The sequence below is a fragment of the Antarcticirhabdus aurantiaca genome (genome assembly GCF_009765365.1).
Taxonomy (GTDB): Bacteria; Pseudomonadota; Alphaproteobacteria; order Rhizobiales; family Rhizobiaceae; genus Antarcticirhabdus; species Antarcticirhabdus aurantiaca.
This window is the reverse complement of sequence record NZ_VTOM01000031.1, coordinates 1-25,851: the sequence shown is the minus strand read 5'-3', so window position 1 is coordinate 25,851 and position 25,851 is coordinate 1. Positions and strand designations below refer to the sequence as shown.

Below are 25,851 nucleotides of genomic sequence, written 5' to 3'. Positions count from 1 at the left end.
CTTCCGGTTTACTGGAGCTTGATGCGGGGATCGACGAAGGGGGCGAGGAGGTCGGCGAGGAGATTGCCGAGAACGATGGCGACGGCCGAGACGAGGGTGACGCCCATGATGATCGGCAGGTCCACGCGCTGGATCGCCTGCCAGGCGAGCTGGCCGATGCCGGGCCAGCCGAAGACGCTCTCCACCACGACGATGCCGCTCATGAAGAGGCCGATATCGATGCCGATCATCGCGATGATCGGCAGGATCGCGTTGGGGAAGGCGTGGCGCAGGAGGATGGTCCAGCGCTTCAGGCCCTTGGCGCGCGCGGTTCGGATGTAGTCCTGGCGCAGGACGTCGACCATCGAGGAGCGCATCATCCGCGCGTACCAGCCGGCCCCGAGGATGCCGAGGGTCAGGGCCGGCAGGACGAGGTGCGAGAACGTGCCGTAGCCGCCGATCGGGAACCAGCCGAGCCGCACCGCGAAGACGTAGAGAAGGAGGAGGCCGACCACGAACTGCGGCGCCGACACCGTGACGAAGGAGGTCACCATCAGGGCGTGGTCGCTGGCCCGCCCGCGCCGCACGGCGGCGAGCAACCCCATGGTGAGGCCGAGCGCCAGCTCGCAGGCGATCGCCGCCACCATCAGGAGAAGGCTCGCGGGCAGCCGCGCCAGGATGAGGTCGGACACCTGCGAGCGCTGGAGATAGGAGCGGCCGAGGTCGCCCTGGAGGAGGTTGCCGAGATAGCGGGCGTACTGGACGAAGAAGGGCTGATCGAGGCCGAGCTGGGTGCGGATGTTGGCCACCTGGGCAGCGGACGCCGTGCGACCGGCGATCTGCCGGGCGGGATCGGCCGGCAGGAGGTAGAGAAGCGCGAAGGTGACGAGGCTGACGCCGAGAAGGATGAGCGCGGCTTGGAACAAGCGGCGCAGGAGATAGGTCGCCATCAGCCGCGCCCCTCCTCGGTCGGATCGAGGACGTCGCGGAGCGCGTCGCCGACGAGGTTGAAGGCGAGGGCCAGGAGCAGGATCGCCGCGCCGGGGAAGAACACCAGCCAGGGGGCGGCCTGGAAGTAGGTCTGGTTCTCGAAGATGATGTTGCCCCAGGAGGCGTCGGGCGGCTGCACGCCGACGCCGAGGAAGGAAAGCGTCGCCTCCAGCAGCACCGTCGTCGAGATGCCGAGCGTGCCGTAGACGATCACGGTCGAGGTCAGGTGCGGCAGGACGTGGGCGAAGAGGATGCGGGCGCGGCTCGCGCCCAGCGTCACCTCGGCCTGGATGAACTCGCGCTCGGACAGCGAGCGCGTCTCGGAATAAACGACGCGCGCGACCTGCACCCAGTTCACCAGGGCGATGACGAGGGCGACGATCCAGAGGCTCGGCCGCAGCACCGCGGCGAGGCAGATGGCGAGCAGCAGCGCGGGAAAGGCCATCATCAGGTCGGTGAAGCGCATCAGCACCGTGCCGACGATGCCGCGGAAGTAGCCCGCGACGACGCCGACCAGCGTGCCGATGATCAGCGCCGCGCCGTTGGCGACGACGCCGATGATCAGCGAGTTGCGCGCGCCATAGAGGAGGCGGGAGAGCAAGTCGCGGCCGAGGAGGTCGGTGCCGAGCCAGAACTGCGCGGACGGCCCGAGCGGCGCGCCCTCCAGGCTCAGGCCGTCGAAGAACTGCTCGTTGGGGTCGTAGGGCGCGATCCAGGGCGCGAAGGCGGCGGACAGGACGACGGCCGCGATCACGAGGAGGCCGAGGACGGCGAGCTTGCGGCGCAGGAGCCGGGACACCACGCCCTCGCCGGTGACCGGCGCGCTCGGCGGCAGGACCGGGGCGTCAGGCCCGACGAGGACGCTCATGCGAGCCCTCCCCGGTCTTGAGGTCGACGACGCGCCGCGCCGCCTCCTCCAGCGTCACCTGCCAGCTCATCGCCAGCGCCCTGAGCTGCGCATAGGCCTGCTCCTCGTTTGTGGTCCGGGATGACAGCGCGACCACCGCGCGCACCACCGTCTGGCGCTCGGCGACCCGCTCGCGCAGGCTCGCGATCTCGGCGGCGAGCCGCCGCCGCTCGTCGAAGGCCCGGCGGGCGATCAGGAGCGCGGCGTAGACGCCGGCGCTGCCGACGGGCTTCAGGAGCTGCGCGTCGGCCTGGCGCGACAGCGCCCATTCGATGCGGCCCGGCGCTTCCGAGCCGATGAGCGCGACGAGCGGCATCGGCGCCTCGCCCGGTGCCCAGGGGAACTGCTCTTCGAAGCCGAGATCGACGTCGAAGAACAGGAAATCGGCGCCGGCGGCCGAAGCCGGCAGCTCGGGCCAGGCCTCCTCCACCTCCAGGCCGATCGCGCCGAGCTGGCGCGTCAGCGCCTCGACGCCGGCATGCGGGCGGTGCAGCACGACGGCTTTGGCGCCGCCGAGATTGGGAATGCGCGTCCGGCGGATCATCGAACGAGCCTCAGGCCCGGACGGAAGGTCGCCGCGGGATCGTAGTGCGACAGGTAGGGGTCGGGCTCGACGGCGCCGCGGCTTTCCTCCAGCACCTCGAAGCGGGGGCCGGCGATGCGGGCGATCTTCACCGGCAGCGCGGCGTGCTGGGTGCGGGCGTCGATGCGGATCGTCCCGAGGGCCGTCACGTGCGGCCGGCTCGCCAGGACGCGGCGCACCGCGTCCGGCGCGTCGGTGCCGGCCGCCTCGATCGCGTCGGCGAGCACCGTCACCGCCGCGTGCGCCGCCGCCTCGAAGGAGGAGCGCGGCCCGGGGCCGCCGTCGTGGACGAAGGGCAGGCAGGCGAGGTGCCCCTCGCCGAACGGCGCGATGGAAGGCAGCTCGCTTTCGGTGAGGTTGCAGGACACGATCGGGCGGCGCTCGGGGCGGAACCGCGGATCGTCCCGGCCGAGCGCCGCGTAGGCCGCGTAGAAGGCGTAGGACGAGGGGCCGATCAGGTTGTTGAGGACGAAGGCCGGCGCCGTCGCGCGGATTTCCTCGATGAGGCGCGACACGTCGGTGTCGCCGAGCGGCAGGTAGCGCTCGCCGCGCACCTCGCCGCCGGCATCGGCCACGAGGTCGCGGGCGATGCGGTTCATCTCCCAGCCCCAGATGTAGTTGGAGCCGACCAGAAAGGCGTCGCGCCCGAAGCGCGCGGCGACGTGGGCGACGAGCGGCACGAGGTGCTGGTTGGGCGAGGCGTTGAGGTAGACGACGTGGTCGTTCGCCTCGAAGCCCTCGTAAGGGGCGGCATACCAGAGGAGGCCGCCCTGCTTTTCCAGCGCCGGGATGATCTCCTTGCGGCTCCAGGAGGTGATGCAGCCGACCACGTGGCGGGCGGGCGTGTCGCGCAGGATCTCGGCGGCGAGCGGGGCATAGGCGTCGATGCGCCCGGCCGGATCGCGCTCCACCGGCTCGAAGGCGATCGAGCGCCCCGGATCGGCGTTCACGGCCTCGATGGCCCCGAGCGCGCCGGCGCGGCTCGCCTCGCCCAGCAGCGGGTAGCTGCCGGAGCGCGAGTACAGGATGCCGATGTCGATGCGCCGCTTCACGAAAGGGTCGTTCCAAACGAAAAAGCCCCGAGATCCGGCGAGGCGGGAAGCGCGTCGCAGAACCGTCGGGGCTCGATTGCCGTCCGGCGAACAGGGCCGGTATTTCGCTCAACTTGGCTTATCGCTCGGGGCCGCGTCAAGCCCGAATGATGCGTCGTTGATCGTGCCTAATCCGGCATCACGTCGCTCGATCAATAAGCAGCCGTCGCGCGCTCACGCTGCCACGACCACCGCGGGAAATCCGGCCGCGTCGAGAGCGGCGACGATCTCCTCAGGGCGTCGCGCGGTGTCCACCTCGACGCGCTTGGCGTCGAGGTCGGCGGCGACGCTGGCCGCGGGATCGAGCTTCTGGACGGCCCGCGTGACGGAGCGGACGCAGCCGCCGCAATGCATGGCGTCGATAGCGAGCTTCATGAAAGGTGCCTTTCCAAGCTGTTCGGGCGGGAACTCGAACGGGGGATATGGGGCTTCCCATCATGGCAAGGTCAAGCCGGACGCCGGCTCGATAGGTTCGACGGCCATCGGCGGCGTCCAGCCGTCGGCTATCGCCGCCGCCCTTGACCTTCCCATGATGGGAGACCTTATCTCTCCCGGCGACGGCCGCTCGTGCGGCCCTCGCAGCCGAAAGATTCCTGCCATGGCGACCGCCGCGCTCACCCGTCCCGCACCCGTTTCCGCCTCCCGTCCGGCCGCGTCTAGCCGCGCCGTCGCGCTCGGCGTGGAGGGGATGAGCTGCGCGTCCTGCGTCGGGCGCGTCGAGCGGGCGCTGGCCGCCCTGCCCGGGGTCGAGGCGGCGAGCGTCAACCTCGCGGCCGAGCGCGCCGACATCCGCTTTTCCGGCCCGGCGGACGCGCAGGCCGCGATCCGGGCGATCGAGGACGCGGGCTACGACGCGCGGCTCCTCGACGAGGCGCGCGACGCGGGCGCGGCGGAGGACGAGGCCGCCGCCCGGCGCACGGCCGAGACGCGGCGGCTGAAGCGCTCGGCGATCCTCGCGGCCGTTCTGGCGCTGCCGGTGGTGGTCCTCGAGATGGGCTCCCACCTCTTCGCGCCCGTCCACGCCTTCGTCATGGAGACGATCGGCATGCGGGAAAGCTGGATCCTCCAGTTCGTCCTGACGGCCCTCGTCCTGGCGGTGCCCGGCCGGCGGTTCTTTTCCTCGGGTGTGCCCATGCTCCTCAAGGGCGCGCCGGACATGAACGCGCTCGTCGCGCTCGGAACGGGAGCCGCCTTCGGCTATTCGACGGTCGCGACCTTTGCCCCTGGCCTGCTGCCGGCCGGAACCGTCGCGGTCTATTACGAGGCGGCGGCCGTGATCGTCGCGCTCGTTCTTCTCGGCCGCACCCTCGAAGCGCGCGCACGCGGCCGCACCTCGGAGGCGATCCGCCGGCTGATCCGCCTCCAGCCGAAGACGGCGCTGGTCATGCGCGACGGCCGCGCCGTCTCCGTGCCCGTCGCCGAGCTGCAGCGGGGCGACATCGTTTCCGTGCGGCCGGGCGAGAGCCTGCCGGTCGACGGCGAGGTGACGGAGGGGTCGAGCTTCGTCGACGAGTCGATGATCACCGGCGAGCCCGTGCCCGTCGAGAAGGTGCCGGGCGCTAAAGTCGTCGGCGGCACGGTGAACGGCGCCGGCGCGCTAACGATGCGCGCGACGGCGGTCGGCTCGGCCACGGTGCTCGCGCAGATCGTGCGCATGGTGGAGGCGGCGCAGGGCGGCAAGCTGCCGATCCAGGCGCTGGTCGACCGCGTGACGCTGCGCTTCGTGCCGGCCGTCATGGGCGCCGCGCTCCTCACCTTCCTCGCCTGGCTCGCCTTCGGCCCGGAGCCCGCCCTGTCCTACGCCCTCGTCAACGCGGTCGCCGTCCTCATCATCGCCTGCCCCTGCGCCATGGGGCTGGCGACGCCGACCTCGATCATGGTCGGCACGGGCCGGGCGGCCGAGCTCGGCCTCCTGTTCCGCCGCGGCGAAGCGCTGCAGTCCCTGCGCGACGCGCGCGTCGTCGCCTTCGACAAGACCGGCACGCTGACGCAAGGCCGGCCGGAGCTGACCGATCTCGTCCTGGCGGAAGGCTTCGAGCGGACGCAAGTGCTGGCGCTCGTCGCGGCCGTCGAGGCGCGCTCCGAGCATCCGGTCGCGCGGGCGATCCTGGCCGCCGCCGAACGGGAGGGCCTCGCCCTCGCCTCCGTCGAGGGCTTCGAGGCGCAGCCGGGCTTCGGCGTGTCCGCCCGCGTCGGCGGCCGGCCCGTCGCGGTCGGCGCCGACCGCGCCATGACGTGGCTCGGCCTCGACCTCGCGCCCTTCCGGGCTGCGGCCGAGCAACTGGCGGAAAGCGGGCGCTCGCCGCTCTACGCTGCGGTGGACGGCCGGCTGGCCGCGCTCCTCGCCGTGTCCGATCCGGTGAAGCCCTCGGCGCGGGCCGCGGTGGCCGCGCTGAAGGACCTCGGCCTCGCGGTCGCGATGGTGACGGGCGACAATGCCCGCACGGCCGCAAGCGTCGCCCGCGAGCTCGGCATCGACGAAGTCGTCGCCGAGGTGCTGCCGGGGGCCAAGGTCGAGGCGGTGGAGCGGCTGCGCGCCGCGCATGGGCCCATCGCCTTCGTCGGCGACGGTATCAACGACGCGCCGGCGCTCGCCGCCGCCGACGTCGGGCTGGCGATCGGCACGGGCACCGACATCGCGGTGGAGGCGGCGGACGTGGTCCTGATGTCGGGCGCGCTCGACGGCGTGCCGAACGCGCTGGTGATCTCGCGCGCCGTGATCGCCAACATCCGGCAGAACCTCTTCTGGGCCTTCGCCTACAATGCCGCGCTGATCCCGGTCGCGGCGGGCGTGCTCTATCCCGTGAACGGCACGCTGCTCTCGCCGATCGTCGCGGCGGGGGCGATGACGCTGTCGAGCGTCTTCGTTCTCGCCAACGCCCTGCGGCTGCGGGCCTTCCGCCCCGCGGTCGAGGCACGGGGAGCCGCGTCATGAACATCGGCGAAGCGGCGAAGGCCTCCGGCGTCTCGGCCAAGATGATCCGCTACTACGAGGAGACCGGCCTCATCGCGCCGCCGGAGCGCTCGCCCGCGGGTTACCGCACCTACGAGCCGAGCGAGATCCACACCCTCACCTTCATCCGCAGCGCGCGGAACCTCGGCTTCTCCATGGAGGAGATCGCGGAGCTGCTGGCGCTCTGGCGCGACCGCGAGCGGCCGCGGCGGGAGGTGAAGCGGATCGTCGAGGCCCATATCGGCGACCTCGAAGCGCGCATCCGCGCGCTCCAGGACATGGCCGGCACTCTGCGGCACTTGGCGGATGCCTGCGGCGGCGACGACCGGCCGGACTGCCCGATCCTGAAGAGCCTCGCCGCGCCCGAGCCCGATACCCTGCCCGATCCGCCCGCCCCGCACCGTTTCGGCGCGATCTGATCATTCCGCCGGCTGCGGCAGGCCGTCCTCTTTTCCGGAGGGCTCGCCCTTGTCGGGATGCGCGCGCTCCAGCTCGGCGAGCTTCGCCTCGCGGGCGTTGCGGGGCGCGGTGAAGCGGGCGAGCGCGACGTAGAGCGTGGGCACGACGAAGAGCGTCAAGACGGTTCCGAGCGTCGTGCCGCTGGCGATCACGGCGCCGACCGTGATGCGCCCTTCCGCGCCCGCACCGGATTCGAGGATCAGCGGCACCGCGCCGATGATGGTGGCGAGCGTCGTCATCAGGATCGGGCGCAGGCGCTGGCCCGCCGCCTCGACGGCGGCCTCGAAGGGCTCGGCGCCCTCCTCGCGCAGCTGGTTGGCGAATTCGACCAGCAGGATCGCGTTCTTGGCGACGAGCCCGATCAGGAGAAGCATGGCGATCTGGCTGTAGATGTTCAGCGTCTGGCCCATCGCGACGAGGATCAAAACGCCGCCGGCGAGCGCGGTCGGCGCCGAGATCAGGATCACGAAGGGGTGGACGAAGCTCTCGAACTGCCCGGCCAGCAGGAGGTAGACGAGGACGAGGATCATCGCGAGGATGAAGAGGACGGCTGCGCCCGTCTCCTGGTAGTCGAGGCTCTGGCCGGTGAAGGCGATCTCGGTGCCGGGCGGCTGGCTGGCTTCCGCGATTTCCGTCAGCCGGTCCAGCGCGTCGCCGAGCGAGAGGGTGGGACCGAGATTGGCGCCGAGGGTGATCGAGGGCTGGCGGTCGAGCCGCTCCAGCTCGCGCACCGTGCCCGTCTCCTGCCGCGTCACGAGGCTCGACAGGGGGATCAGCGCGCCGGTGCCGGCCCGCACGAAGACGTTGTCGATGTCGGTCGGCGACAGGCGGTCCTCGGGGCGCCCCTGCAGGATCACCTCGTATTCCTCGCCGCGGTCGACGTAGCGCGTCACCTCCGCTTCGCCGAACATGATCTGCAAGGTTTCGCCGACGGCGCGCGCGTCGACGCCGAGGGCACTGGCCCGGGAGCGGTCGACCGCGATGGAGATTTGCGGCTTGGTGTCGTCGTAGTCGGAGTCGAGGTTCACGAGGCCGGGAATGCCGGCGCCGTCCGCGACGATCCGCTGCGCCCAGGCGTCGAGGACGGCGCGGTCCGGCCCCTTCACCACCATGGAGACGGGCCGCCCGCGGCCCTGGCCGAGGCCGTTCGGATTGATCGCGAAGGCGCGAACGCCCGTCACCTGCGGCAGCGCGTCCTGGAGGCGCTCCACGAAGGCCATCTGCGTTTCCTCGCGCTCCGACCAATCCTTGAGCTGGGCGATGAGGATGCCGACGGTGGTCTGGCCCTGGCCGGGACGGCCGGGGGACAGGATGGACAGGACCGAGCGTACCGGCCCGTTCTCGCCGGAGGTGTCCTGGACGACCGCTTCGAGCTGCCGCAGCTTGTCGGCCATATAGGCGGTGGATGCGCCCTCCGGCCCCTCGACGCGCACCCGCACCGCGCCGCGATCCTCGTCGGGCGCGAGCTCGGCCGGGGTGGACGCAAAGGCGAAGGCGCCGATGCCGACGAAGACGGCGCCGGCGAGCAGCGTCAGGACGGGGTGGCGGATCGCGCCGGACAGCGCCTTGGCATAGCGGCGCCCGAGCCGGTCGAGGTGCCGGCCGACGAAGTGCTCCATGCGGCCCGGTTCTTGCCTGTCGCGGAACAGGAGCGAGGAGAGCATCGGCCCCAGCGTCAGCGCGGCGATCGTCGAGAAGGCGACGATGGCGGCGAGAACGACCGCGAATTCGCGGAACAGGAGGCCGACGTTGCCTTCCAGGAAGGCGAGCGGCAGGATCACGGCGATGAGGACGAGGGCGCTCGCGAAGACCGCGAAGCCGACCTGGCGCGTCGCGCGGGCGGAGGCGAGGAGCAGCGGCTCGCCCTTTTGATGGCGCCGGCGGATGTTCTCCATGATCACGACGGCGTCGTCGGTGCACAGGCTGATCGCCAGGATCACGGCGAGGATCGTCAGCGTGTTCAGCGAGAAGCCCATGGTCGCGGCGATCGCGGCGGCCGGGATGATCGAGGCGGGGATGGTGGCGGCCGGCACGACCGTCGAGCGGATCGAGCCGAGAAAGACGAAGATCACGACGACGATGACGGCCACCGTCTGGAGGAGGGTCGTCCCGACGTTCTTCAGGTTCTCGCGGATGAAGACGGCCTCGTTGTAGCCGACGTCGATCGACACGGAGGCCGGGATCTGGCCGCGCACGGAGTCCAGCTCGGCGATGACGCCGGCGGCGATGTCCAGCGTGTTGGCGTTGGACTGGCGGATGATGCCGAGCGAGATCGCGTCCTGCCCGTCGACGCGAAAGCCCGAATCCTGGTCCTCGACGCCGACCTCGACGCGGGCGACGTCGCCGAGCCGCACGCGGTCGCCCTGCCGGTCGATCAGGGAAAGCTCGGCGAAGTCCTGCGCCGAGGTGAAGCGCGTGTCGGCGCGAAGGGTGATGGCCTGCGTCGGCGTCTCGATCTCGCCCGCCGGCAGCTCGACGTTCTCCGCCTCCAGCCGCGCCGAAACGTCGGAGGCGGTGACGCCCCGGGCGGCCATGGCGCGGCGGTCGAGCCAGATGCGCATGGCGTAGCGCTTCTCGCCGCCGATCTGGATCTGCGAGACGCCGGACACGGCGCCGATGGCGTCCACCACGGTGCGGTCGACGATGTCGGTGAGCGCGGCCGTGTCGTACTCGTCGGAGCGCACCGTCAGGTACATCATCGGCTGGTCGTCGGCCGAGGCCTTCTCGATGATCGGCTCCTCGACGAGGTCGGGGAGGTCGTTGCGCACCCCCGAGACCTTGTCGCGGATGTCGGCGGCGGCCGCGTCGATGTCGGCGCCCGCCTCGAATTCGAGGTCGATGTCGGAGGCCTCGTCGCGCGTCGTCGAGCGGATCTGCCGGACGCCGGCGACGCCCGACAGGCCCTCCTCGATGATGCGCGTCACCTCGCGCTCGACCACCTCGGCCTGCGCGCCGCGATAGGTGGTGTTGACGGTGACGGTGGGGGGATCGACGTCGGGGAACTCGCGGATCGGCAGGGCGAAGAGGGCGCCGAGGCCGATGGCGATGAGGAGAAGGTTGATGCTGGCGGCGAGGATCGGGCGGGAAACGGCCGTGTCGAAGAGCCTCATCGCGCCTCAGCCCTCGCTCGCGGCAGGGGAGGCTGCGGCCTGTTCGGGCGCCGGTGCCGGCGGGGCGCGGGCGGGCGGGCGCTCCTCCACGGACTGGCCGGGCTGGAGGTCCTGGAAGCCCTCCACCACCACGCGCTCGCCGGGCTGGAGGCCTCGCACGATCTCGATCCCGTCCGGCGCGCGCTGACCGATCTCGACCTCGACGCGCTCGGCCTTGTTGTCGGCCACGCGGAACAGGAAGTGCTTGGAGCCCTGGAGCTGGACGGCCAGCGGCGGCGCGATCGTCGCGCCCTCCTTCAGGCCGAGCTCCAGCGTCACGTTCATCAGCATGCCCGGCAGGAGCGCCTCGTCGGCGTTGGGGATGGTCGCCTCGACGGTAACGGTGCGCAGCGCCGGATCGACGCGGCTCGCGATCGCCGTCACCTCGCCCTCGAAGCGGCGCTCGGGATAGGCGGGCGAGGTCGCGAAGACCTTGGCGCCCTCCTTCACCTGTCCGAGGAAGCGCTCGGGAACGGTGAACCGGATCTCGATCGGGTCGATGGCGTCGAGGAGCGCGATCTCGGCGCCCGGCTGGATCAGCGCGCCCAAGCTGATCGTGCGAAGGCCGAGGCGCCCGTCGAAGGGGGCGCGGACGTTGTAGTCGTCGAGCCGCTCGCGGGCCGAGGCGACCTGCGCTTCCGCGGCTTCCGCCTGCCGGCGCAGGTCGTCGGCGACGGCCTGCGGGCCGATCTCCCGCTCGGCGAGGTCCTGAGCGCGCTGGAAGCCCTGCAGCGCCTCGCTAGCCGCAGCCTCAGCCACCCGCACCTCGTCCTCGGCATCGGCCGGGTCGAGCCGCACGAGGATGTCGCCGGCCGAGACGTCCTGCCCGTCGGTATAGGCGATCTCCTCGACGCGGCCGGACACGCGGGAGGTGACAACGACGCTTTCGCGCGCCACGGCGTCCCCCACCGCCTCGACGGTGATCGCGATGTCGGCGGCGGTCACGTCCGCGAGCACAACGGGCGCCGGCGGCTCGCCACCGCCCCGACCGTCCTGGCCTTGCCCCCCGGAGGGCGCGGCCTCGGCGAGGCCGAAGCTCGGCACGCCCGCCGGCCAGCCGTTGAGGGAGACATAGCCGCCGAAGCCGGCGGCTGCGACGAGGCCGAGGACGAGCGTGGCGCGAAGCGGTTTCATGCGCGGAGGCGTCTCCCGGGAGCGGCAGGTGTCCCGGCGCCAATCGCTCAGCCGCTCAATCGTTCCGGGTGCCCGGTCCTCGCGGGACGCGATGCCGCAGGGCCGGCGCCTACTCCTCGCCGGCGGGCGCGTGGGCCTCGTCGCCGGCAAGACCCCGGCGCCAGTAGGACACGACGAGGTGGCGATCCTTGCGCAGCCGCCGCTCCTTGCGCAGGAACTTGCGGATCTCGCGGAAGTCGGCGAACTCGCAGCCCGCCCAGACGAAGGTGTCGGCGGGCATGGCCGCCCAGTCGAGGCCGCGAACGGCCTGCGACAGGAGCCCCGCCGTGCCGGCCGGCGCGCCGTTGCGGTGGAGCCAGACGACCTGCGCCTCGGCGCCCTCGGGCACCGCGATCGGCAGCTCGTCGGCCGGCCCGTCGACCTCCAGGAAAACCACCGCGTGGGTGCCGGGCTTCAGGCTCTCGACGATGCGGGCGACGGCCGGCAGCGCGGTGTCGTCGCCGAGGAGCACGAGCGAGGCGGCATCCGGCTCCATGCCCCCGCCCGGACCCATCATGCCGACCGGATCGCCCGGCCGCGCGTCTTCGGCGAAGAGCGAGCCCGGCGTGTCGAGGCCGGGATGGAGCACGATGTCGATGTCCACCCATCCCGCCGCCACGTCGATGCGGCGGATGGTGTAGACGCGCGCTTCCGGCCGGTCCGGCCCCTGCGGCCACACCATGCGCCCGTCCTCGCCGAGCGTCGGCCAGACCGGCGCGCGACCTTTCGGCGGCCAGACGAGGCGGATGTGGAGGCCGTCGCTGGCGTAGCGGCCGAGATCCTCGCCGGCGAGCCGCACGCGCTGCATGTGCGGCGTCAGGCGCGTGGTCGAGACGACGCGCATCTCGCGCAGAAAAGGCGGCAGGCGCACGTCCGTGCCGTCGCCGTTCCAGGCGAAGGGCTCGACCGGACCCTCGGCCATCTCGGCGAGGTGCTCGGCGACGCCGAGCTTCATGTAGGACAGGCCGATCGGGTCGCAGCCGTCGACGGTGACGCTGATGGCGTCCGGGCCCGAGACGATCAGCCGGGCCGAGCCGTAGGGCACGTCGATGCGCCCGATGCCGTCCGCGAAGCTCGCATCGCCGTGCTCGGCATAATGCTCGCAGACGCGCTCCAGGAGCTGCCAGCTGCCGGGAACCCGGATCTCGGCGGAAGCGGTGAGGGGGAAAGCGCTCATGGATCAGAACCTGTACCGGACGGAGCCGATCACGTTGCGCTCGGGCTCCTTGTAGCAGAAGCCCGAGGAGCAGATCTGCGCGTCCTCGTCGAAAAGGTTGGTGGCGTTGACCTGGACCCGCAGGCCCTGGACCTGCGGCACGTCGTAGTGGACGGCGGCGTCCACGAAGGCGCGCGCGTCGTTCTCGAACGTATTGGCGTCGTCGGCGAAGCTGGAGGACAGGTACCGGACGCCCGCGCCGAAGCCGAGGCCCTGGGCGGCGCCGCTCTGCACCGTGTAGTCGCCCCAGATCGAGACGGTGTGGTTGGGCGTCGAGGACTGCTCCTTGCCGATCGTCTCGGGCGCGCCGTCGCGGAACTCGACTTGCGTGTAGGCGTAGGACGCGATCAGGCTGAAGCCGTTGTCGAAGCTCGCCTGCCCCTCCAGCTCGAAGCCGCGCGAGCGGATCTCGCCGCGCTGGACGGAGATGTTGGTGGAGAAGTCGGCGCTCGGAACCAAAACGACGCCGTTCTCCTGGGTGATCTCGAAGACCGAGGCCGTCACCAGCGCGTTCGTGTCGGGCACCTGATATTTGACGCCCGCTTCCCACTGCTCCGCCTCGGTCGGCACGAAGGCCGAGCCGTCGGGCCCGAGGCCGATCACCGGCGAGAAGGACGTCGCCCAGCTGGCGTAAGGGGCGATGCCGTTGTCGAAGAGGTAGGACAGGCCGACGCGGCCCGACCAAGCGTCGTCCGTCTGCTTGTCCTCGGGCCCGAGATCGTCCGGGGTGCCGCTCTTCGACTGCGTCTCGACCCAGTCGTGCCGGCCGCCGAGCGTCAGCGTGAAGCCGCCATAGGCGATCTCGTCCTGGAGGTAGAGGCCGATCTGGCCCTGGTCGACGGTTCCCGCGACGCTGGTGGACGGCGTCGCGATCGGCGCGCCGTAGCTCGGGTTCGAGACGGAGATCGAGGGCGCCGAGCCGAAGCCCTCGCGGTTCTCGAACTCGGCATAGGAGCCGTCGACGCCGCCGATCAGCGTATGGGCGAGCGCGCCGGTCTCGAACTTGGCCTCGAGCTGCGTGTCGGACACGATGCCCTTCAGCGTCTGGTCGACGTTGCCCGTGCCGCGGGCGAGGACGTCGTTCACCGGGCCGCCGAAGGGGTAGACGTATTCGGCATAGACGTCGGCCGCTTGGTAGCGCGCCTTCTGGCGGAAGACGAGATTGTCGCCGATGCGCTGCTCGAACTCGACGCCGATCCGCCCCTGCGTCTGGTCGAGATCGTTGAAGTTCGGGTCGCCATAGGGAAAGTCGGTGACCGTCCGGTTCTGGTTGAGGTAGGCGACCGTGCCGCCGCTGCGCGAGCGCTGCAGCTCGCCGAGGACGGTGAGCGAGGTGTCGCCGTCCGGTGCGTAGGTGAAGGCCGGCGCGATGGCGAGGCGGTCGTCCGAGGCGAAGGGATAGTCCGTGTCGGCGTCGCGCGCGACGCCCGTCAGGCGGTAGAACATCGTGCCGTCGGCGTTCATCGGGCCGGCCGCGTCGAAGTTGGCCTGGTAGCGGTCGTTGGTGCCGATCTGGCCCTCGATCTCGCGGACGGTCTGCGTCGTCGGGCGCTTGGAGCGCAGGTCCACGATGCCGCCGGCGTTGGACGAGCCGTAGAGACCGGCCGAGGGGCCTTTGAGGATGGTGATGCCGCCGAGCGTGTAGGGCTCGATGTCGAAGGTGGCGAAGCCGTTGTTGAACTCGCGCAAGCCGTCGCGGAAGATGCCGCTATAGGTCGCCGAGAAGCCGCGGATGAAGAAGGCGTCGAAGCGCGGGTCGAGGCCGAAGGCGCCGACGCGAACGCCCGGCACGTAGGACACCGCTTCGAGCAGGGTCTGGACGTTGCGGTCCTCCAGCTGCTGCTCCGTCACCACCGAGACCGATTGCGGCACCCGGACCAGCGGCGTCGAGGTCTTCGTCGCGGTGTCGGACAGGGTGGCGACGTAGCCGTCCGCCTGGAAGGTCGCCGCCGAGGCGCCGGCCTCCGGTGCGCCGCTGGCGTTGCGGGTGGTCGAACCGCTGCCGCCGACGGCCGCGTTCGCGTCGCCGTCCGTATCCACCGTCACCGTTTCCAGCTGCACCACGCCGCCGGTCGGCGCCTGCGCCTGAGCCGCGACGGCGAGCGTCAGGGTCGCGGCGCTCGACAGGAGGAGGGATCGCAGGAAGCGGGTGGCGGGGGAACGCGGCATGGGAACGGACCTTGAAAAAGCTCGGCCCCCGCTCGGTTGCGCTTGCGAAGGGCGTGGCCTCATCGGTAATAAAACAGGATAAATGGAGTCAACATATCGCTCGGGCGGCACAAGGGCCCGGCGAAGCCACGCTGGGAAAGCGGAACTCCTTGAAAGCGCATTCTTTTCGCCGGCCGGCGCGCCAGAGCGCCGCTGCGGTCTCCCTCGACGATCCCCAAGGGAGACTTGCATCCCAGCAACAGTTTCTCGAAGGATTCCAATCTGTTGGGGCGCGGCAGGCGTCGCGCCGCGCCGTTCTGGCGGGCCTCGCCGCGCTTCTCGCCGCGCCCGTCCTTCCGGCCCGCGCGGCGCTGCCGCGCATCGCGGTCCTCGACTACGCGCTCGCCGAAACGCTGATCGCGCTCGGGCTCCCGCCGGTCGGCCTTTCCAACGCCCGCGGCTGGAGCCGCTGGGTGGTGGAGCCGGCCCTGCCGGCCGGCACCGTCGACCTCGGCATCGACCTCGCGGTCAATCGCGAGGTGCTGGCGGGCCTGAAGCCCGACCTCATCCTCACCACCGACTACGTCGCGGCCCAGGAAGACGCGCTCTCGGCCATCGCGCCGGTGAAGCGCCTGACGATCTACGACGGCTCGGCGCCCGTCCTGGACAAGGCGAAGGCGGTGACGCTGGCACTCGGGCAGGCGGTGGGGCGCGCCGCCGAGGCATCGCGCTTCGTCGCCGAGACCGAGGCCGATTTCGCCGATCTGAAGCGCCGCAACGTGCAGGCGAACCGGAGGCCGGTGCTCGTCCTGTCCTTCATGGATGCGCGGCACGTGCGCGTCTACGGCCGGCCGGGCCTCGCCGCCGGCGTCCTCGACGCGATCGGCATCCCGAACGCGTGGGAGCCCGAGACCAACCTCTGGGGCTTCGAGACCGTGCCGGTGGAGCGGCTGGCGCGGGCCGGCGAGGCCGACATCCTCGTTCTCGACCCTGTGCCGCCCGACGCCCTGCCGACCCTCCAGCGCAGCCCGCTCTGGCGCGAGCTGCCGGCGGTGAAGCGCGGGCGGCTGACGATCCTGCCGCCGGCGCTGATGTTCGGTGCCCTGCCCTCGGCCCGGCGCTTCGCCCGTCTCGCGACCGAGGGGCCGAGCACGTGAGCGCGCTGCGCCAGCCGAGCGGGCCGGGCGCTCTCGCGCTCGGCCTCCTCGCCGCGACCCTCGCGGCGGGCGTCCTCGTGCTCCTGCCGGCCGTGCGGGAGCTGGCCGGGGCGCCGCCGCCCGCCGCCGCCTTCGATCCCGGCCGGATGGTGCTGCTCTACTCGACCCTGCCGCGCCTCGTCATGGCGCTCTTGTGCGGGGCGATGCTCGGGCTCGCCGGCGCGCTTCTCCAGGCGGCGCTCGGCAATCCGCTGGCCTCGCCGACGACGATCGGAACGGATGCCGGGGCGCGCCTCGCCCTCGCGCTCGCCGGCCTCTTCGCGCCCGCGCTTTACGGCTGGGGGCGCGACCTCGTGGCGCTCGGCGGGGCGGGGGCGGCGACCGGCCTCGTCTTCCTTCTCAGCCACCGCCAGGGCTTCGCGGCGGTGTCGCTGGTACTGGCCGGGCTCGTCGTCAGCCTTTACGCCGGGGCGCTGGCCGGCCTCCTCACCCTCGTCGAGGACCGCTACCTTGCCGGCCTCCTGATCTGGGGCGCGGGCTCGCTGTCGCAGCAGAGCTGGGACCCGGCGATCGGCCTCGCCACCCGCGCCGCCCTCCTCCTGCCGCTCGTTTTCCTTCTCGTGCGCCCGCTCCAGCTCGTGGAGCTCGGCGAGGACGCCGCGCGCGGGCTCGGCGTGCCGGCCGCACGCCTGCGCCTGTTCGCGATCGCGCTCGCCGTCGCCCTCGCCGCCTTCGTGTCGGCCGCCGTCGGCGTCATCGGCTTCGTCGGGCTCGTCGCACCGACGATCGCGCGGGCGGCGGGCGCGGCGCGGGTCAAGCACCGGCTCGTCTGGTCGGCGGTGCTGGGCGGCCTCATCCTCCTCCTCACCGATCTCCTGGTCACGCTGCTCGCCGGCCCCTTCGCCGACTTCCTGCCGACCGGGGCCGTCACTGCCGTTCTCGGCTCGCCGATCCTTCTCTGGCTCCTGCCGCGCGTGTCGCGCAGGGAGGCGCCGCCGCTCAAGCCGGCCGATCCCGAGCGGGCCCGGCGCCGCCCCGGCCGGGGCGCCCTCGCCTTCGCCCTCCTGGCGCTCGCCGCCTTCGCCGCGGCGCTGCTTCTCGGCCATGGCCCGGGCGGCGGCTTCGGCGTCGCGACGGGCGCGGCGCTCGACGCCGTTCTCCCGTTCCGCTGGCCGCGCCTCGTCGGCTCGGCCGGGGCGGGCGCGCTGCTGGGCCTTGCCGGTCTCCTTCTCCAGCGCCTCACCGCCAACCCGATGGCGAGCCCGGAGGTGGTCGGCGTCAGCGCCGGCGCGACCTTCGCGATGGTGCTCTCGGTCTTCCTGATCGGCGTCGCGGGCGCGGCCTCGGTCACCGCGGCGGCGCTTCTCGGCAGCCTCGCGGCGCTTCTCCTGGTTCTCGCGGTCGCCCGCCGCTCCGGCTTCGCGCCCGAGCGCGTGCTTCTCGCGGGTCTCGCGGTGAACGCCCTCCTCGACGCGGTCGTGGTGGTACTCTCCGCGACGGGCGACCCGCGGGCGATCCAGCTCCTCGGCTGGCTCGCCGGCTTCACCGCCAACGTGTCGCCCGGCTCGGCCGTGCTCGTCGCCGTCGGCGCCGGCCTTCTCGTGCCGCTGGCGCTCCTTCTCCAACGCTGGCTGGCGCTGCTGCCGCTGGGCTTCCCCCCGGCCGCCGCTCTCGGCGTTCCCGTGCCGGCCGCGCGGGCGACGCTCCTCGCCATGTCGGGCCTCGCCGTGGCGCTCGCGACGCCGGTGATCGGGCCGCTCTCCTTTGTCGGGCTGATGGCGCCCAACATCGTGCGCCGGCTCGGCATCCAGGCGGCCGGCGCGGCGATCCTCGCCTCCGCCGCCTGCGGCGCCCTCGTCCTCCTCGTCGCCGACATCGCGGCGAACGCCCTCGCCTATCCCCTCCAGCTGCCGACCGGGCTCGTCGCGAGCCTCGTCGGCGCCCCCTTCCTTCTCTGGCTCCTCCAGTCGCGAAAGGCCGCCTGATGCCCTCCCTCGCCGTTGCCGCCTCTCCCCGGACCCGCCCGGCCCCGGCCTTTGCCGTGCGCGACCTCCGCCTCGCCATCGGCGGTCGCACGATCCTCGACGGCGTCGGCTTCGACCTTCCCGCCGGCCAGGTCACCGGCATCCTCGGGCCCAACGGCTCGGGCAAGTCGACGCTCCTGAAGGTCCTCGCCCGGCAGATGCCGGCGGATGGCGGCAGCGTGCTCTTCGAGGGCCGGATCCTGGAGGGCTGGCGCTCGCGCGACTTCGCCCGCCGCGTCGGCTACCTGCCGCAGCAGCTGGCACCCGCGGCCGGGCTGACGGTCTCCGAGCTCGTCGCGCTCGGCCGCTATCCCTGGCACGGGGCGCTCGGGCGCTTCTCCGCGACCGACGCCGAAAAGGCGGAGGCCGCGCGCCGCATCACCGGGGTCGAGCGCTTCGCGGACCGTCTCGTCGACCAGCTCTCGGGGGGCGAGCGCCAGCGCGTCTGGATCGCCATGCTGATCGCCCAGGACGCCGCCTGCCTCCTTCTCGACGAGCCGATCTCGGCCCTCGACGTCGCCGTCCAGATCGAGGTGCTCGACCTCGTGCGGCGCCTGGCGCGCGAGGACGGGCGGACGGTGGCCGTCGTCCTCCACGACATCAACATGGCCGCCCGCTTCTGCGACCATCTCGTCGCCCTGCGCGGCGGGCGGCTCGTCGCCGACGGCTCGGTCGACGACCTCGTGCGCGCCGACCTCCTGGAGAGCATCTACGCCCACCCGATGACGGTGATCCCCCATCCCGAGACCGGGCAGCGCATCGCATTTCCGCGATGAAGACGGGGCTAGCGAACGAGCATCGCCCGGAAATCGTTCACGTTGGTGCCGGTCGGGCCCGGCTCGAACAGCGTGCCCAGCGCCTCGAAAGCGGAGTAGGCGTCGTTCGCCGCCATGAAGCCGGCGAGCGGCTTGCCGCGCGCCCGCAGCCGCTCGGCCGTGTCGCCGTCGCAGAAGGCCCCGGCGTTCCGCTCGCTGCCGTCGATGCCGTCCGTGTCGGCGGCGAGCGCCAGGGCGCCCGGCACGCCGTCGAGCGCTTCGGCGAGGCCGAGCAGGAATTCCGTGTTGCGCCCGCCGCGCCCGCCCGTTCGCCGGACCGTCACCGTGGTCTCGCCGCCCGACAGGATCACGCAGGGGCGCGGAAAAAGGCCTTGCTCCACGGTCTCGCGGGCGAGCGCCCCGTGCATGCGCCCGACGTCGCGCGCCTCGCCCTCGATCCGGTCGGAGAGGATGACCGCCGTCAGACCTTCCGCCTGCGCCGCGGCCTTGGCCGCCTCCAGCGAGCGCCGGGCCGTGGCCAACGTCACGACGGCGTCCCCGTCGAAGGCGCCGCCCGGCCGCGGCGCGTCGGCGGCCGGGCTCGTCAGGTGGGCGAGGACGTGCGGCGGAAGATCGAGGCCGTAGCGCGCGACGATGGCGAGCGCCTCCTCGCGGGTGGCGGCGCTCGGAACGCTCGGGCCGGAGGCGACGACCGAAACGTCGTCGCCGGGAATGTCGGAGACGACGAAGGTGACGACCCGTGCGGGATGCGCGGCCGCAGCAAGGCGCCCGCCCTTGACCTGCGACAGGTGCTTCCTCACCGCGTTCATCTCGCGGATCGAGGCGCCGCAGGCGAGGAGCTGCCGGTTCACGGCGCGCTTCTCCTCCGGGGAGATGCCCTCCGGCGGCAGCGAGAGCAGCGCCGAGCCGCCGCCGGAGATCAGCGCCACGACGAGGTCGTCGGCGCCCGCGCCCTCGGCCAGCGCCAACATCTGCCGGGCGGCGTCGAAGCTCGCTTCGTCCGGGACCGGGTGCGCCGCCTCGACGATGGAAACGGCTGTGGTGTCCACCCGGTCGCCGTGCTTCACCACCACGAGCCCGCCGTCGATCCGGTTGCCTGCCGAAAGCCACGCCGCCTCGAAGGCCTGCGCCATGACGCCCGAGCCCTTGCCGGCGCCGACGACGATCGTGCGCCCGCGCGGGGCCGCCGGCAGGTTCGCCGCGATGCCCGGCGCCGGATCGGCGGCCGCGACGGCCGCGCGATACAGCCGCTCCAGGAGTTCCCGATCGCCCGCCCCGTCCATGCCTTGGTGCCTCCCCGCACGCCGTTCCTCCCCTGGCATAGCCGAACCGGGCCCGGCCGCAAGTCCGCCGACAGGAAAGGGCACCGCCTTCCGAAACCGGGTTGCCCGCGGCCGGGACCGGGCGGATAAGCAGGCGTCCTTAAAGATCGATCCACTCTCCGCCGCGCGCCTTCGCGGCCCGTCCGCTTGTTTCCGGAACTGCCCATGCTGTCCCGCTTCTTCAGCTACTACGCCCCCTACAAGGGCCTCTTCGCGCTCGACTTCGGCTGCGCGGTGCTTGCCGGCCTCCTCGAGCTCGGATTCCCGCTCGCCGTCGCGGCCTTCGTCGACGACCTCCTGCCGGCGGGGCGCTGGGACCTGATCCTCCTCGCCTCGGCCGGGCTGCTCCTCGTCTACGTCCTCAACACGGGCCTCATGGCCGTCGTGAACTACTGGGGCCACATGCTCGGGATCAACATCGAGACCGAGATGCGCCGGCGCGCCTTCGACCACCTGCAGACGCTGTCCTTCGGCTATTTCGACAACAACAAGACCGGCCACCTCGTCGCGCGCCTGACCAAGGACCTGGAGGAGATCGGCGAGGTCGCCCATCACGGGCCGGAGGACCTCTTCATCGCGGTGATGACCTTCGCCGGCGCCTTCGCGATCATGCTCTCGATCCACGCGCCGCTCGCCCTCGTCACCGCGGCGATCGTGCCGCTCGGCACCTGGCTGACCACGGTCTACGGCGGCCGGATGACCCAGACCTGGCAGGGCATCTACGGCTCGGTCGCCGACTTCAACACGCGCATCGAGGAGAACGTCGGCGGCATCCGCGTGGTGAAGGCCTTCGCCAACGAGGAGCACGAGCGCAAGCTCTTCGCCCGCAACAACGCCCTCTATCGCGCCCGCAAGCTCGACGCCTACCGCATCATCTCCTGGACGCTGTCGCTCAACTACATGTCGATGCGGCTGATGCAGCTCGTCGTCATGCTGGCCGGCACCTATTACGTCATGCAGGGCCAGCTCTCCTACGGCGGCTTCGTCGGCTTCCTGCTCCTCGTCGGCGTGTTCTTCCGCCCCGTCGAGAAGATCGCCTCGGTGATCGAGACCTATCCGAAGGGCATCGCCGGCTTCCGGCGCTACTGCGAGTTCCTCGACACCCCGCCGGAGATCGCCGACCGGCCCGGCGCCGTCGCTCTGCGGAACGTCCGGGGCGCGGTGCGCTTCGAGAACGTCACCTTCGGCTACGATCCGGCAAAGCCCGTCCTGCGCGGCGTCACGCTCGACGTTTCGCCGGGCGAGACCGTCGCCTTCGTCGGTCCCTCGGGCGCCGGCAAGACGACGCTGCTCTCGCTCCTGCCGCGCTTCTACGAGCTGCAGGGCGGGCGCATCCTCGTCGACGGCACGGACGTGCGCGACGTGACGCTGGCCTCGCTGCGCCGCCACGTCGGCATCGTCCAGCAGGACGTCTTCCTGTTCGGCGGGACCCTTCGCGAGAACGTCGCCTATGGCCGCCTCGACGCCACGGAAGCCGAGATCCGCGAGGCGATCGCCCGCGCGCATCTCGACGGCGTCGTGGCCGACCTGCCGGACGGGCTCGACACGCTGATCGGCGAGCGCGGGGTCAAGCTCTCGGGCGGCCAGAAGCAGCGCCTGTCGATCGCCCGCATGTTCCTGAAGAACCCGGAGATCCTGATCCTCGACGAGGCGACCTCCGCGCTCGACGCCGAGACCGAAAGCGCCATCCAGGCCTCGCTGCGCGAGCTCTCGGAAGGGCGCACCACGCTGGTCATCGCCCACCGCCTCGCCACCATCCGCCACGCCGACCGCATCGTCGTGGTCGACCGCGCCGGCATCGTCGAGGAAGGGCGCCACGGCGAGCTCCTCGGCCGCCCCAGCCTCTACCGCCGCCTCCACGAGGCGCAGTTCGGCACGTGAGGCCGGCCGATGGAACGCCCGGGGCGCTTCTCGCCTTCCCCTTGCAGAACCCCAAGCGACACGGGAGGCTGTCCATGAGCGAAGCGAGCAAGACCCCGGCCAAGACCGGACAGGGCGATCCGATCCTGCCGGTGCCGGTCGGCGAGGACGGGATCGTCCAGCCGGAACGCGGCGGAGAAGCCGAAGCGCCCCGGCCGTCGGGCGACACGGACAAGGACGCGCACGACCTTGCCCACGGCAACGACCTGAAGACGCCCTGACGCCAACGCTTGGCCGGGCGCCTTCTTCCGCGCTGCAACAGATTTGACACGCGGAATCAAAGGTCTAGTCTTCCCTTCAGACGGAGGAGAACGGACGATCCGGGACGCCTCCGCTCGCAAGGCCACCCTTTCGGGCGCTGCCCCCGAGCGGCTCCATCCCGCCGGTCCGCAAACCTCCCGCGAACGCGGCCGGCGAGGGCGACGAAGATCGCCCCGCGGCCCAAGGGAGGCAGCGATGGACACCATCATCGACTTCGTCACCGGCTTTTCGCCGACCTTCTACGTCACCGTCCTGCTCGGCGCGGCGCTGAGCCTTCTCGGCGAATAGGCCGGCGGAGCCGCCGGCCGCGCGCCGGCGCGACGGACGCCCAGGATCCCGGCGAGCTCCCGCCGCCTCACCGGCAGGGTCGCGAAGCCGCCGACCCGCAGGGGCGCCGTTGGCCGCGCCGCGGCGGCCGGTGGGGTCAGACATGATAGCGCTCCCGATACCAGTCGACGAAGGCGGCGACCCCGTCCTCGAGGCTCACGGCCGAGCGGTAACGGGTGAGCGCCTGGAACAGGGCGAAGTCGGCATAGGTCGTCACGACCTCGCCCTTCTGCATCGGAAGCATGGTCTTGACGGCGGCCACGCCCATGCGGCGCTCGATGGCCCCGATGAAGTCCATGAGCTCGACCGGGCGGCTGGTGCCGATGTTGACGACGCGCCAGGGGGCGACGGGCGAGAGCGTGTCGGCGACGCCCGGCGCCGTGACCGGGTGGCCGATCTCGGGAACCTTGCCGGCGAGGCGCACGATGCCCTCGACGAGATCGTCGATATAGGTGAAGTCGCGCTTCATCTGGCCGTTGCCGTAGACCTCGATCGGCTCTCCCCGGGCGATCGCGCCGACGAAGCGGAACAGCGCCATGTCCGGCCGGCCCCAGGGGCCGTAGACCGTGAAGAAGCGGAAGCAGGTGGTCGGCAGGTTCCACAGGTGGGCGTAGGAATGGCTCATCGCCTCCCCGGCCTTCTTCGTGGCGGCGTAGAAGCTCAGCGGCGAATCCGTGTTGTCGGTCTCGGAAAAGGGCGCCTTCTCGTTGCCGCCGTAGACCGAGCTCGTCGAAGCGATCATCAGGTGGCGGGGCGCGACCTCGCGCGCCAGCTCCAGCACGTTGAAGGTGCCGACGAGGTTGGCGCTGACATAGTCTTCGGGATGATCGAGGCTGTGGCGCACGCCCGCCTGGGCCGCGAGGTGGACGATGAGGTCCGGCGCCTCGTCGCCGACCGCCCGGCGGAGCGCCTCGCGGTCCTCCAGCGCGCCGATCACGGGGCGAAAGCCCGGCATCGCCTCCAGGATCGCGTGCCGGTCCCGCTTCAGCGCGACGTCGTAGTAAGAGGTCATCGCGTCGAAACCGACGACCGCGTGGCCTTCCGCCAGGAACCGCCGGGCGAGATGGAAGCCGATGAAGCCGGCGGTTCCGGTGACGAGGATTCGCATGGCGACCTTCTGCTCTTCGATTGCCGGTCGCGCGGGAGCGTGTGCGGACACGCGGCGGCCCTAGCCGAAGACGCATAAGTGAAATCGACCGGGCCGGCGAGGGTCGGACGCTTCGCGCGCTCCATCCTCGCCGGGCTCGGCGCCATGACCGCACCGCGGCGATCAACGGCCTATGACGGCGAGAGCCTGTGAGACCCGTCCCGCCGGCTCTATTCCGCGGCCTCCAGGAGGTGGCCGCGCGCCACGCCGCTCGGGCGCCCGACGCAGGTGTATTCGAAGCCGTGCCGCTCCACCTCGTCGTAGCGGTAGATGTTGCGCAGATCCACGAGGACCCGGTGCCTCATCGCCGCGCCGATGCGCTCGAAGTCGAGCGAGCGGAACTGGTTCCACTCGGTCACGATCACCAGGGCGTCGGCGTCCGAAACAACGTCGTAGGCGTCGTCGCAGAACTCCACCCCCTGGAGGAGGTGGGAGGCCGCCTCCATCCCCTCGGGATCGAAGGCGGCGATGCGCGCGCCCTTGTCCTGAAGGGCCTGGATGATGCTGAGCGCGGGCGCCTCGCGCATGTCGTCGGTGTTCGGCTTGAAGGTCAGGCCGAGAACCGCGATCTTCTTGTCGCGCACGCTTCCGCCGCAGGCGGCGATCACCTTGCGGGCCATGGCGCGCTTGCGGTTGTCGTTGACCGTGACCGTGGTCTCGACGAGGCTGAGCGGGCTGTCGTTGTCGCGCGCCGTCTTGACGAGGGCGAGCGTGTCCTTGGGAAAGCACGAGCCGCCGTAGCCGGGGCCGGCGTTCAGGAACTTCGACCCGATGCGCTTGTCCATGCCGATGCCGCGCGCCACGTCCTGGACGTTGGCGCCCACGGCTTCGCACAAGTCCGCCATCTCGTTGATGAAGGTGATCTTGAGCGCCAGGAAGGCGTTGCCCGCATACTTGATCAGCTCGGAGGTGCGGCGCGACACGAAGAACAGCGGCGAGGCGTTGAGCGAGAGCGGGCGGTAGACCTCGGCCATGACGCGCTTGGCCCGCTCGTCCTCGGCGCCGATCACCACGCGGTCGGGGATCTTGAAGTCGGCGATGGCCGCGCCCTCGCGCAGGAATTCGGGATTGGACACGACGGCGAAGTCGCCGGCCGGGTTCACCTGGCGCAGGATGCGCTCGACCTCGTCGCCGGTGCCCACCGGAACGGTCGACTTCGTCACCACCACGGTGAAGCTCGTCATCGCGCGCCCGATCATGCGGGCGGCGTCGTAGACGTAGGACAGGTCCGCGTGGCCGTCGCCGCGGCGCGACGGCGTTCCGACCGCGATGAAGACGACGTCGGCGTCGGCGACGGACGGCTCGATCTCGGTGGTGAAGACGAGTCGCCCCGCCTTGGCGTTGTTGCGCACGAGGTCTTCGAGCCCCGGCTCGAAGATCGGCATCTCACCCTTGTTCAGCCGCTCGATCTTCGCTTTGTCGAGATCGACGCAGGTGACGAAATGGCCGAAGTCGGCGAAGCAGGCGCCACTGACGAGGCCCACATAGCCGGAGCCGAGCACGGTGATGCGCATGACGAAACTCCTGGATCTTTCCTTTGAAGGTCGGCTCGCCAGGGGTAGCCCCAGGCCGCCGGAAAGGCCAGCGCTCCCATGGCGCGGAAGGACGGCGGCACCAAGGCGCCGGGCGACGCCGCCGAACGGTCAGTCGATGAGGTGGGCGCGCAGGGCGAGGGCGACGGCGTGCTCGTCGGTGTTGGCACCCAGATGATGGCGGATGCGCGCCATGGTGCGCTCGATGCCGGTGAGGTCGAGCCGAAGACGGCTCGCCGCCTCCTCGTAGGACTCTCCTTCGGCCACCAGCTGGAGGACGCTCCGGTCGCGCCCGTCCATGGCGCCTCCCGCGCCATCCCGCTGAAAAGTCATCCCGGTGTGAGGAATGAGCACGCCAAGCCTCCATGATCGAGACGAGCGGCAGGTGAGACGCCCAGGAGTGCGATCACGTGCGGAGCCAGCCGTCGGCAGGCCGAGTATCGGGGCAAAGTCTTGAACATCAATTGCGTTTTGCAACGCCGCACACATATCGGCGGCAAACGGCTCGCCCGTTCCGGGAGCGCCGGGGGCCCTGATTGATCTTTATTGGTTTATCGCGCCGGCCGTTATGGCATAGATCCACGACTTCGATCTGGCAGGAATGGTTCGCGCGATGACCTCACTGATTGTACCGATCATCATGGCGGGTGGTTCGGGCACGCGGCTTTGGCCTGTGTCGCGCGACACGATGCCCAAGCAGTTCATCCCGCTCTTCGACGAGGGGCGCTCGACGTTCC

21 protein-coding genes are annotated in these 25,851 nt (G+C 71.4%); 8 read left to right on the top strand and 13 right to left on the bottom strand.

Annotated elements, in window-relative coordinates; genetic code table 11:
* Window positions 1-8: 8 nt before the first annotated feature.
* The 5 genes from FZN60_RS25860 to FZN60_RS25840 form a co-directional block, all read right to left on the bottom strand.
* Window positions 9-929: an ABC transporter permease gene (locus FZN60_RS25860; RefSeq protein WP_158876784.1), complete on the bottom strand. Its 921-nt coding sequence runs from the start codon at window positions 927-929 to the stop codon at window positions 9-11.
* Window positions 929-1,837 (bottom strand): ABC transporter permease, encoded by a 909-nt coding sequence (locus FZN60_RS25855; RefSeq protein WP_158876782.1) that lies wholly within the window; start codon window positions 1,835-1,837, stop codon window positions 929-931. The genes FZN60_RS25860 and FZN60_RS25855 overlap by 1 nt, the downstream gene beginning before the upstream one ends.
* Complete coding sequence (locus FZN60_RS25850; protein ID WP_158876780.1) at window positions 1,815-2,420, bottom strand: ANTAR domain-containing response regulator; 606 nt, start codon at window positions 2,418-2,420, stop codon at window positions 1,815-1,817. The genes FZN60_RS25855 and FZN60_RS25850 overlap by 23 nt, the downstream gene beginning before the upstream one ends.
* Entirely contained in the window at window positions 2,417-3,511 is a 1,095-nt protein-coding gene (locus tag FZN60_RS25845) for a transporter substrate-binding protein (protein WP_158876778.1), read from the bottom strand. The genes FZN60_RS25850 and FZN60_RS25845 overlap by 4 nt, the downstream gene beginning before the upstream one ends.
* Window positions 3,512-3,724: 213 nt before the next feature.
* On the bottom strand, window positions 3,725-3,925 hold the full coding sequence (locus FZN60_RS25840) for a heavy-metal-associated domain-containing protein (protein WP_158876776.1): 201 nt from the start codon (window positions 3,923-3,925) through the stop codon (window positions 3,725-3,727).
* Between the two features lie 223 nt (window positions 3,926-4,148).
* On the opposite strand from FZN60_RS25840, the gene FZN60_RS25835 reads away from it, so the two are divergent.
* Window positions 4,149-6,485, top strand: coding sequence for a heavy metal translocating P-type ATPase (locus FZN60_RS25835; protein ID WP_199266653.1), 2,337 nt, complete (start codon window positions 4,149-4,151; stop codon window positions 6,483-6,485).
* Window positions 6,482-6,922: a Cu(I)-responsive transcriptional regulator gene (gene cueR, locus FZN60_RS25830; RefSeq protein WP_158876772.1), complete on the top strand. Its 441-nt coding sequence runs from the start codon at window positions 6,482-6,484 to the stop codon at window positions 6,920-6,922. Before FZN60_RS25835 ends, cueR begins: the two co-directional genes overlap by 4 nt.
* On the opposite strand, the gene FZN60_RS25825 is transcribed toward cueR, so the two are convergent.
* From FZN60_RS25825 to FZN60_RS25810, 4 genes are all read right to left on the bottom strand, one after another.
* Window positions 6,923-10,072 (bottom strand): efflux RND transporter permease subunit, encoded by a 3,150-nt coding sequence (locus tag FZN60_RS25825; protein WP_158876770.1) that lies wholly within the window; start codon window positions 10,070-10,072, stop codon window positions 6,923-6,925.
* A 6-nt stretch (window positions 10,073-10,078) separates the two neighbouring features.
* On the bottom strand, window positions 10,079-11,245 hold the full coding sequence (locus FZN60_RS25820) for an efflux RND transporter periplasmic adaptor subunit (protein ID WP_158876768.1): 1,167 nt from the start codon (window positions 11,243-11,245) through the stop codon (window positions 10,079-10,081).
* Window positions 11,246-11,354: 109 nt separating this feature from the next.
* Window positions 11,355-12,461, bottom strand: a complete 1,107-nt coding sequence (locus FZN60_RS25815) for a siderophore-interacting protein (protein WP_158876766.1) — start codon at window positions 12,459-12,461, stop codon at window positions 11,355-11,357.
* Window positions 12,462-12,464: 3 nt separating this feature from the next.
* On the bottom strand, window positions 12,465-14,669 hold the full coding sequence (locus tag FZN60_RS25810) for a TonB-dependent siderophore receptor (protein ID WP_158876764.1): 2,205 nt from the start codon (window positions 14,667-14,669) through the stop codon (window positions 12,465-12,467).
* 149 nt (window positions 14,670-14,818) lie between these two features.
* Here FZN60_RS25810 and FZN60_RS25805 point away from each other — a divergent pair, with 149 nt between their 5' ends.
* Genes FZN60_RS25805 through FZN60_RS25795 form a run of 3 tightly spaced genes read left to right on the top strand, consistent with a single transcriptional unit; the run spans window position 14,819 to window position 18,605 of the window.
* Window positions 14,819-15,805, top strand: a complete 987-nt coding sequence (locus tag FZN60_RS25805) for an iron-siderophore ABC transporter substrate-binding protein (RefSeq protein WP_246727208.1) — start codon at window positions 14,819-14,821, stop codon at window positions 15,803-15,805.
* A complete protein-coding gene (fhuB, locus tag FZN60_RS25800) occupies window positions 15,802-17,790 on the top strand; it encodes a Fe(3+)-hydroxamate ABC transporter permease FhuB (RefSeq protein ID WP_158876762.1) in 1,989 nt (662 codons plus the stop codon). Before FZN60_RS25805 ends, fhuB begins: the two co-directional genes overlap by 4 nt.
* Window positions 17,790-18,605: an ABC transporter ATP-binding protein gene (locus tag FZN60_RS25795; RefSeq protein WP_158876760.1), complete on the top strand. Its 816-nt coding sequence runs from the start codon at window positions 17,790-17,792 to the stop codon at window positions 18,603-18,605. The genes fhuB and FZN60_RS25795 overlap by 1 nt, the downstream gene beginning before the upstream one ends.
* Window positions 18,606-18,613: 8 nt before the next feature.
* Here FZN60_RS25795 and FZN60_RS25790 read toward each other — a convergent pair whose 3' ends face one another.
* Window positions 18,614-19,888: a glycerate kinase type-2 family protein gene (locus FZN60_RS25790; RefSeq protein WP_158876758.1), complete on the bottom strand. Its 1,275-nt coding sequence runs from the start codon at window positions 19,886-19,888 to the stop codon at window positions 18,614-18,616.
* 204 nt (window positions 19,889-20,092) lie between these two features.
* On the opposite strand from FZN60_RS25790, the gene FZN60_RS25785 reads away from it, so the two are divergent.
* Both FZN60_RS25785 and FZN60_RS25780 read left to right on the top strand, forming a co-directional pair.
* Window positions 20,093-21,808, top strand: coding sequence for an ABC transporter ATP-binding protein (locus FZN60_RS25785; RefSeq protein ID WP_158876756.1), 1,716 nt, complete (start codon window positions 20,093-20,095; stop codon window positions 21,806-21,808).
* Window positions 21,809-21,882: 74 nt separating this feature from the next.
* Window positions 21,883-22,068 carry a hypothetical protein gene (locus FZN60_RS25780; protein WP_158876754.1) on the top strand — a complete coding sequence of 62 codons (186 nt, stop codon included), beginning with the start codon at window positions 21,883-21,885 and terminating at the stop codon, window positions 22,066-22,068.
* A 464-nt stretch (window positions 22,069-22,532) separates the two neighbouring features.
* On the opposite strand, the gene FZN60_RS25775 is transcribed toward FZN60_RS25780, so the two are convergent.
* From FZN60_RS25775 to FZN60_RS25765, 3 genes are all read right to left on the bottom strand, one after another.
* Window positions 22,533-23,543, bottom strand: coding sequence for an NAD-dependent epimerase/dehydratase family protein (locus tag FZN60_RS25775; RefSeq protein ID WP_158876752.1), 1,011 nt, complete (start codon window positions 23,541-23,543; stop codon window positions 22,533-22,535).
* A 209-nt stretch (window positions 23,544-23,752) separates the two neighbouring features.
* Window positions 23,753-25,096 (bottom strand): UDP-glucose dehydrogenase family protein, encoded by a 1,344-nt coding sequence (locus FZN60_RS25770; protein WP_158876750.1) that lies wholly within the window; start codon window positions 25,094-25,096, stop codon window positions 23,753-23,755.
* A 129-nt stretch (window positions 25,097-25,225) separates the two neighbouring features.
* A complete protein-coding gene (locus tag FZN60_RS25765) occupies window positions 25,226-25,414 on the bottom strand; it encodes a helix-turn-helix domain-containing protein (RefSeq protein ID WP_158876748.1) in 189 nt (62 codons plus the stop codon).
* Window positions 25,415-25,715: 301 nt separating this feature from the next.
* Between FZN60_RS25765 and FZN60_RS25760 the strand changes: the two genes are divergently transcribed.
* A partial coding sequence (locus FZN60_RS25760; RefSeq protein WP_439647312.1) for a sugar phosphate nucleotidyltransferase occupies window positions 25,716-25,851 on the top strand: 136 nt, incomplete at its 3' end.

Excerpts from the sequence above, each read along its gene's own strand:
- FZN60_RS25860 (WP_158876784.1), bottom strand. The coding sequence starts at position 929 with ATGGCGACCTATCTCCTGCGCCGCTTGTTCCAAGCCGCGCTCATCCTT.
- FZN60_RS25855 (WP_158876782.1), bottom strand. The coding sequence starts at position 1,837 with ATGAGCGTCCTCGTCGGGCCTGACGCCCCGGTCCTGCCGCCGAGCGCG.
- FZN60_RS25850 (WP_158876780.1), bottom strand. The coding sequence starts at position 2,420 with ATGATCCGCCGGACGCGCATTCCCAATCTCGGCGGCGCCAAAGCCGTC.
- FZN60_RS25840 (WP_158876776.1), bottom strand. The coding sequence starts at position 3,925 with ATGAAGCTCGCTATCGACGCCATGCATTGCGGCGGCTGCGTCCGCTCC.
- FZN60_RS25835 (WP_199266653.1), top strand. The coding sequence starts at position 4,149 with ATGGCGACCGCCGCGCTCACCCGTCCCGCACCCGTTTCCGCCTCCCGT.
- cueR (WP_158876772.1), top strand. The coding sequence starts at position 6,482 with ATGAACATCGGCGAAGCGGCGAAGGCCTCCGGCGTCTCGGCCAAGATG.
- FZN60_RS25825 (WP_158876770.1), bottom strand. The coding sequence starts at position 10,072 with ATGAGGCTCTTCGACACGGCCGTTTCCCGCCCGATCCTCGCCGCCAGC.
- FZN60_RS25820 (WP_158876768.1), bottom strand. The coding sequence starts at position 11,245 with ATGAAACCGCTTCGCGCCACGCTCGTCCTCGGCCTCGTCGCAGCCGCC.
- FZN60_RS25815 (WP_158876766.1), bottom strand. The coding sequence starts at position 12,461 with ATGAGCGCTTTCCCCCTCACCGCTTCCGCCGAGATCCGGGTTCCCGGC.
- FZN60_RS25810 (WP_158876764.1), bottom strand. The coding sequence starts at position 14,669 with ATGCCGCGTTCCCCCGCCACCCGCTTCCTGCGATCCCTCCTCCTGTCG.
- FZN60_RS25795 (WP_158876760.1), top strand. The coding sequence starts at position 17,790 with ATGCCCTCCCTCGCCGTTGCCGCCTCTCCCCGGACCCGCCCGGCCCCG.
- FZN60_RS25790 (WP_158876758.1), bottom strand. The coding sequence starts at position 19,888 with ATGGACGGGGCGGGCGATCGGGAACTCCTGGAGCGGCTGTATCGCGCG.
- FZN60_RS25785 (WP_158876756.1), top strand. The coding sequence starts at position 20,093 with ATGCTGTCCCGCTTCTTCAGCTACTACGCCCCCTACAAGGGCCTCTTC.
- FZN60_RS25780 (WP_158876754.1), top strand. The coding sequence starts at position 21,883 with ATGAGCGAAGCGAGCAAGACCCCGGCCAAGACCGGACAGGGCGATCCG.
- FZN60_RS25775 (WP_158876752.1), bottom strand. The coding sequence starts at position 23,543 with ATGCGAATCCTCGTCACCGGAACCGCCGGCTTCATCGGCTTCCATCTC.
- FZN60_RS25770 (WP_158876750.1), bottom strand. The coding sequence starts at position 25,096 with ATGCGCATCACCGTGCTCGGCTCCGGCTATGTGGGCCTCGTCAGTGGC.
- FZN60_RS25765 (WP_158876748.1), bottom strand. The coding sequence starts at position 25,414 with ATGGACGGGCGCGACCGGAGCGTCCTCCAGCTGGTGGCCGAAGGAGAG.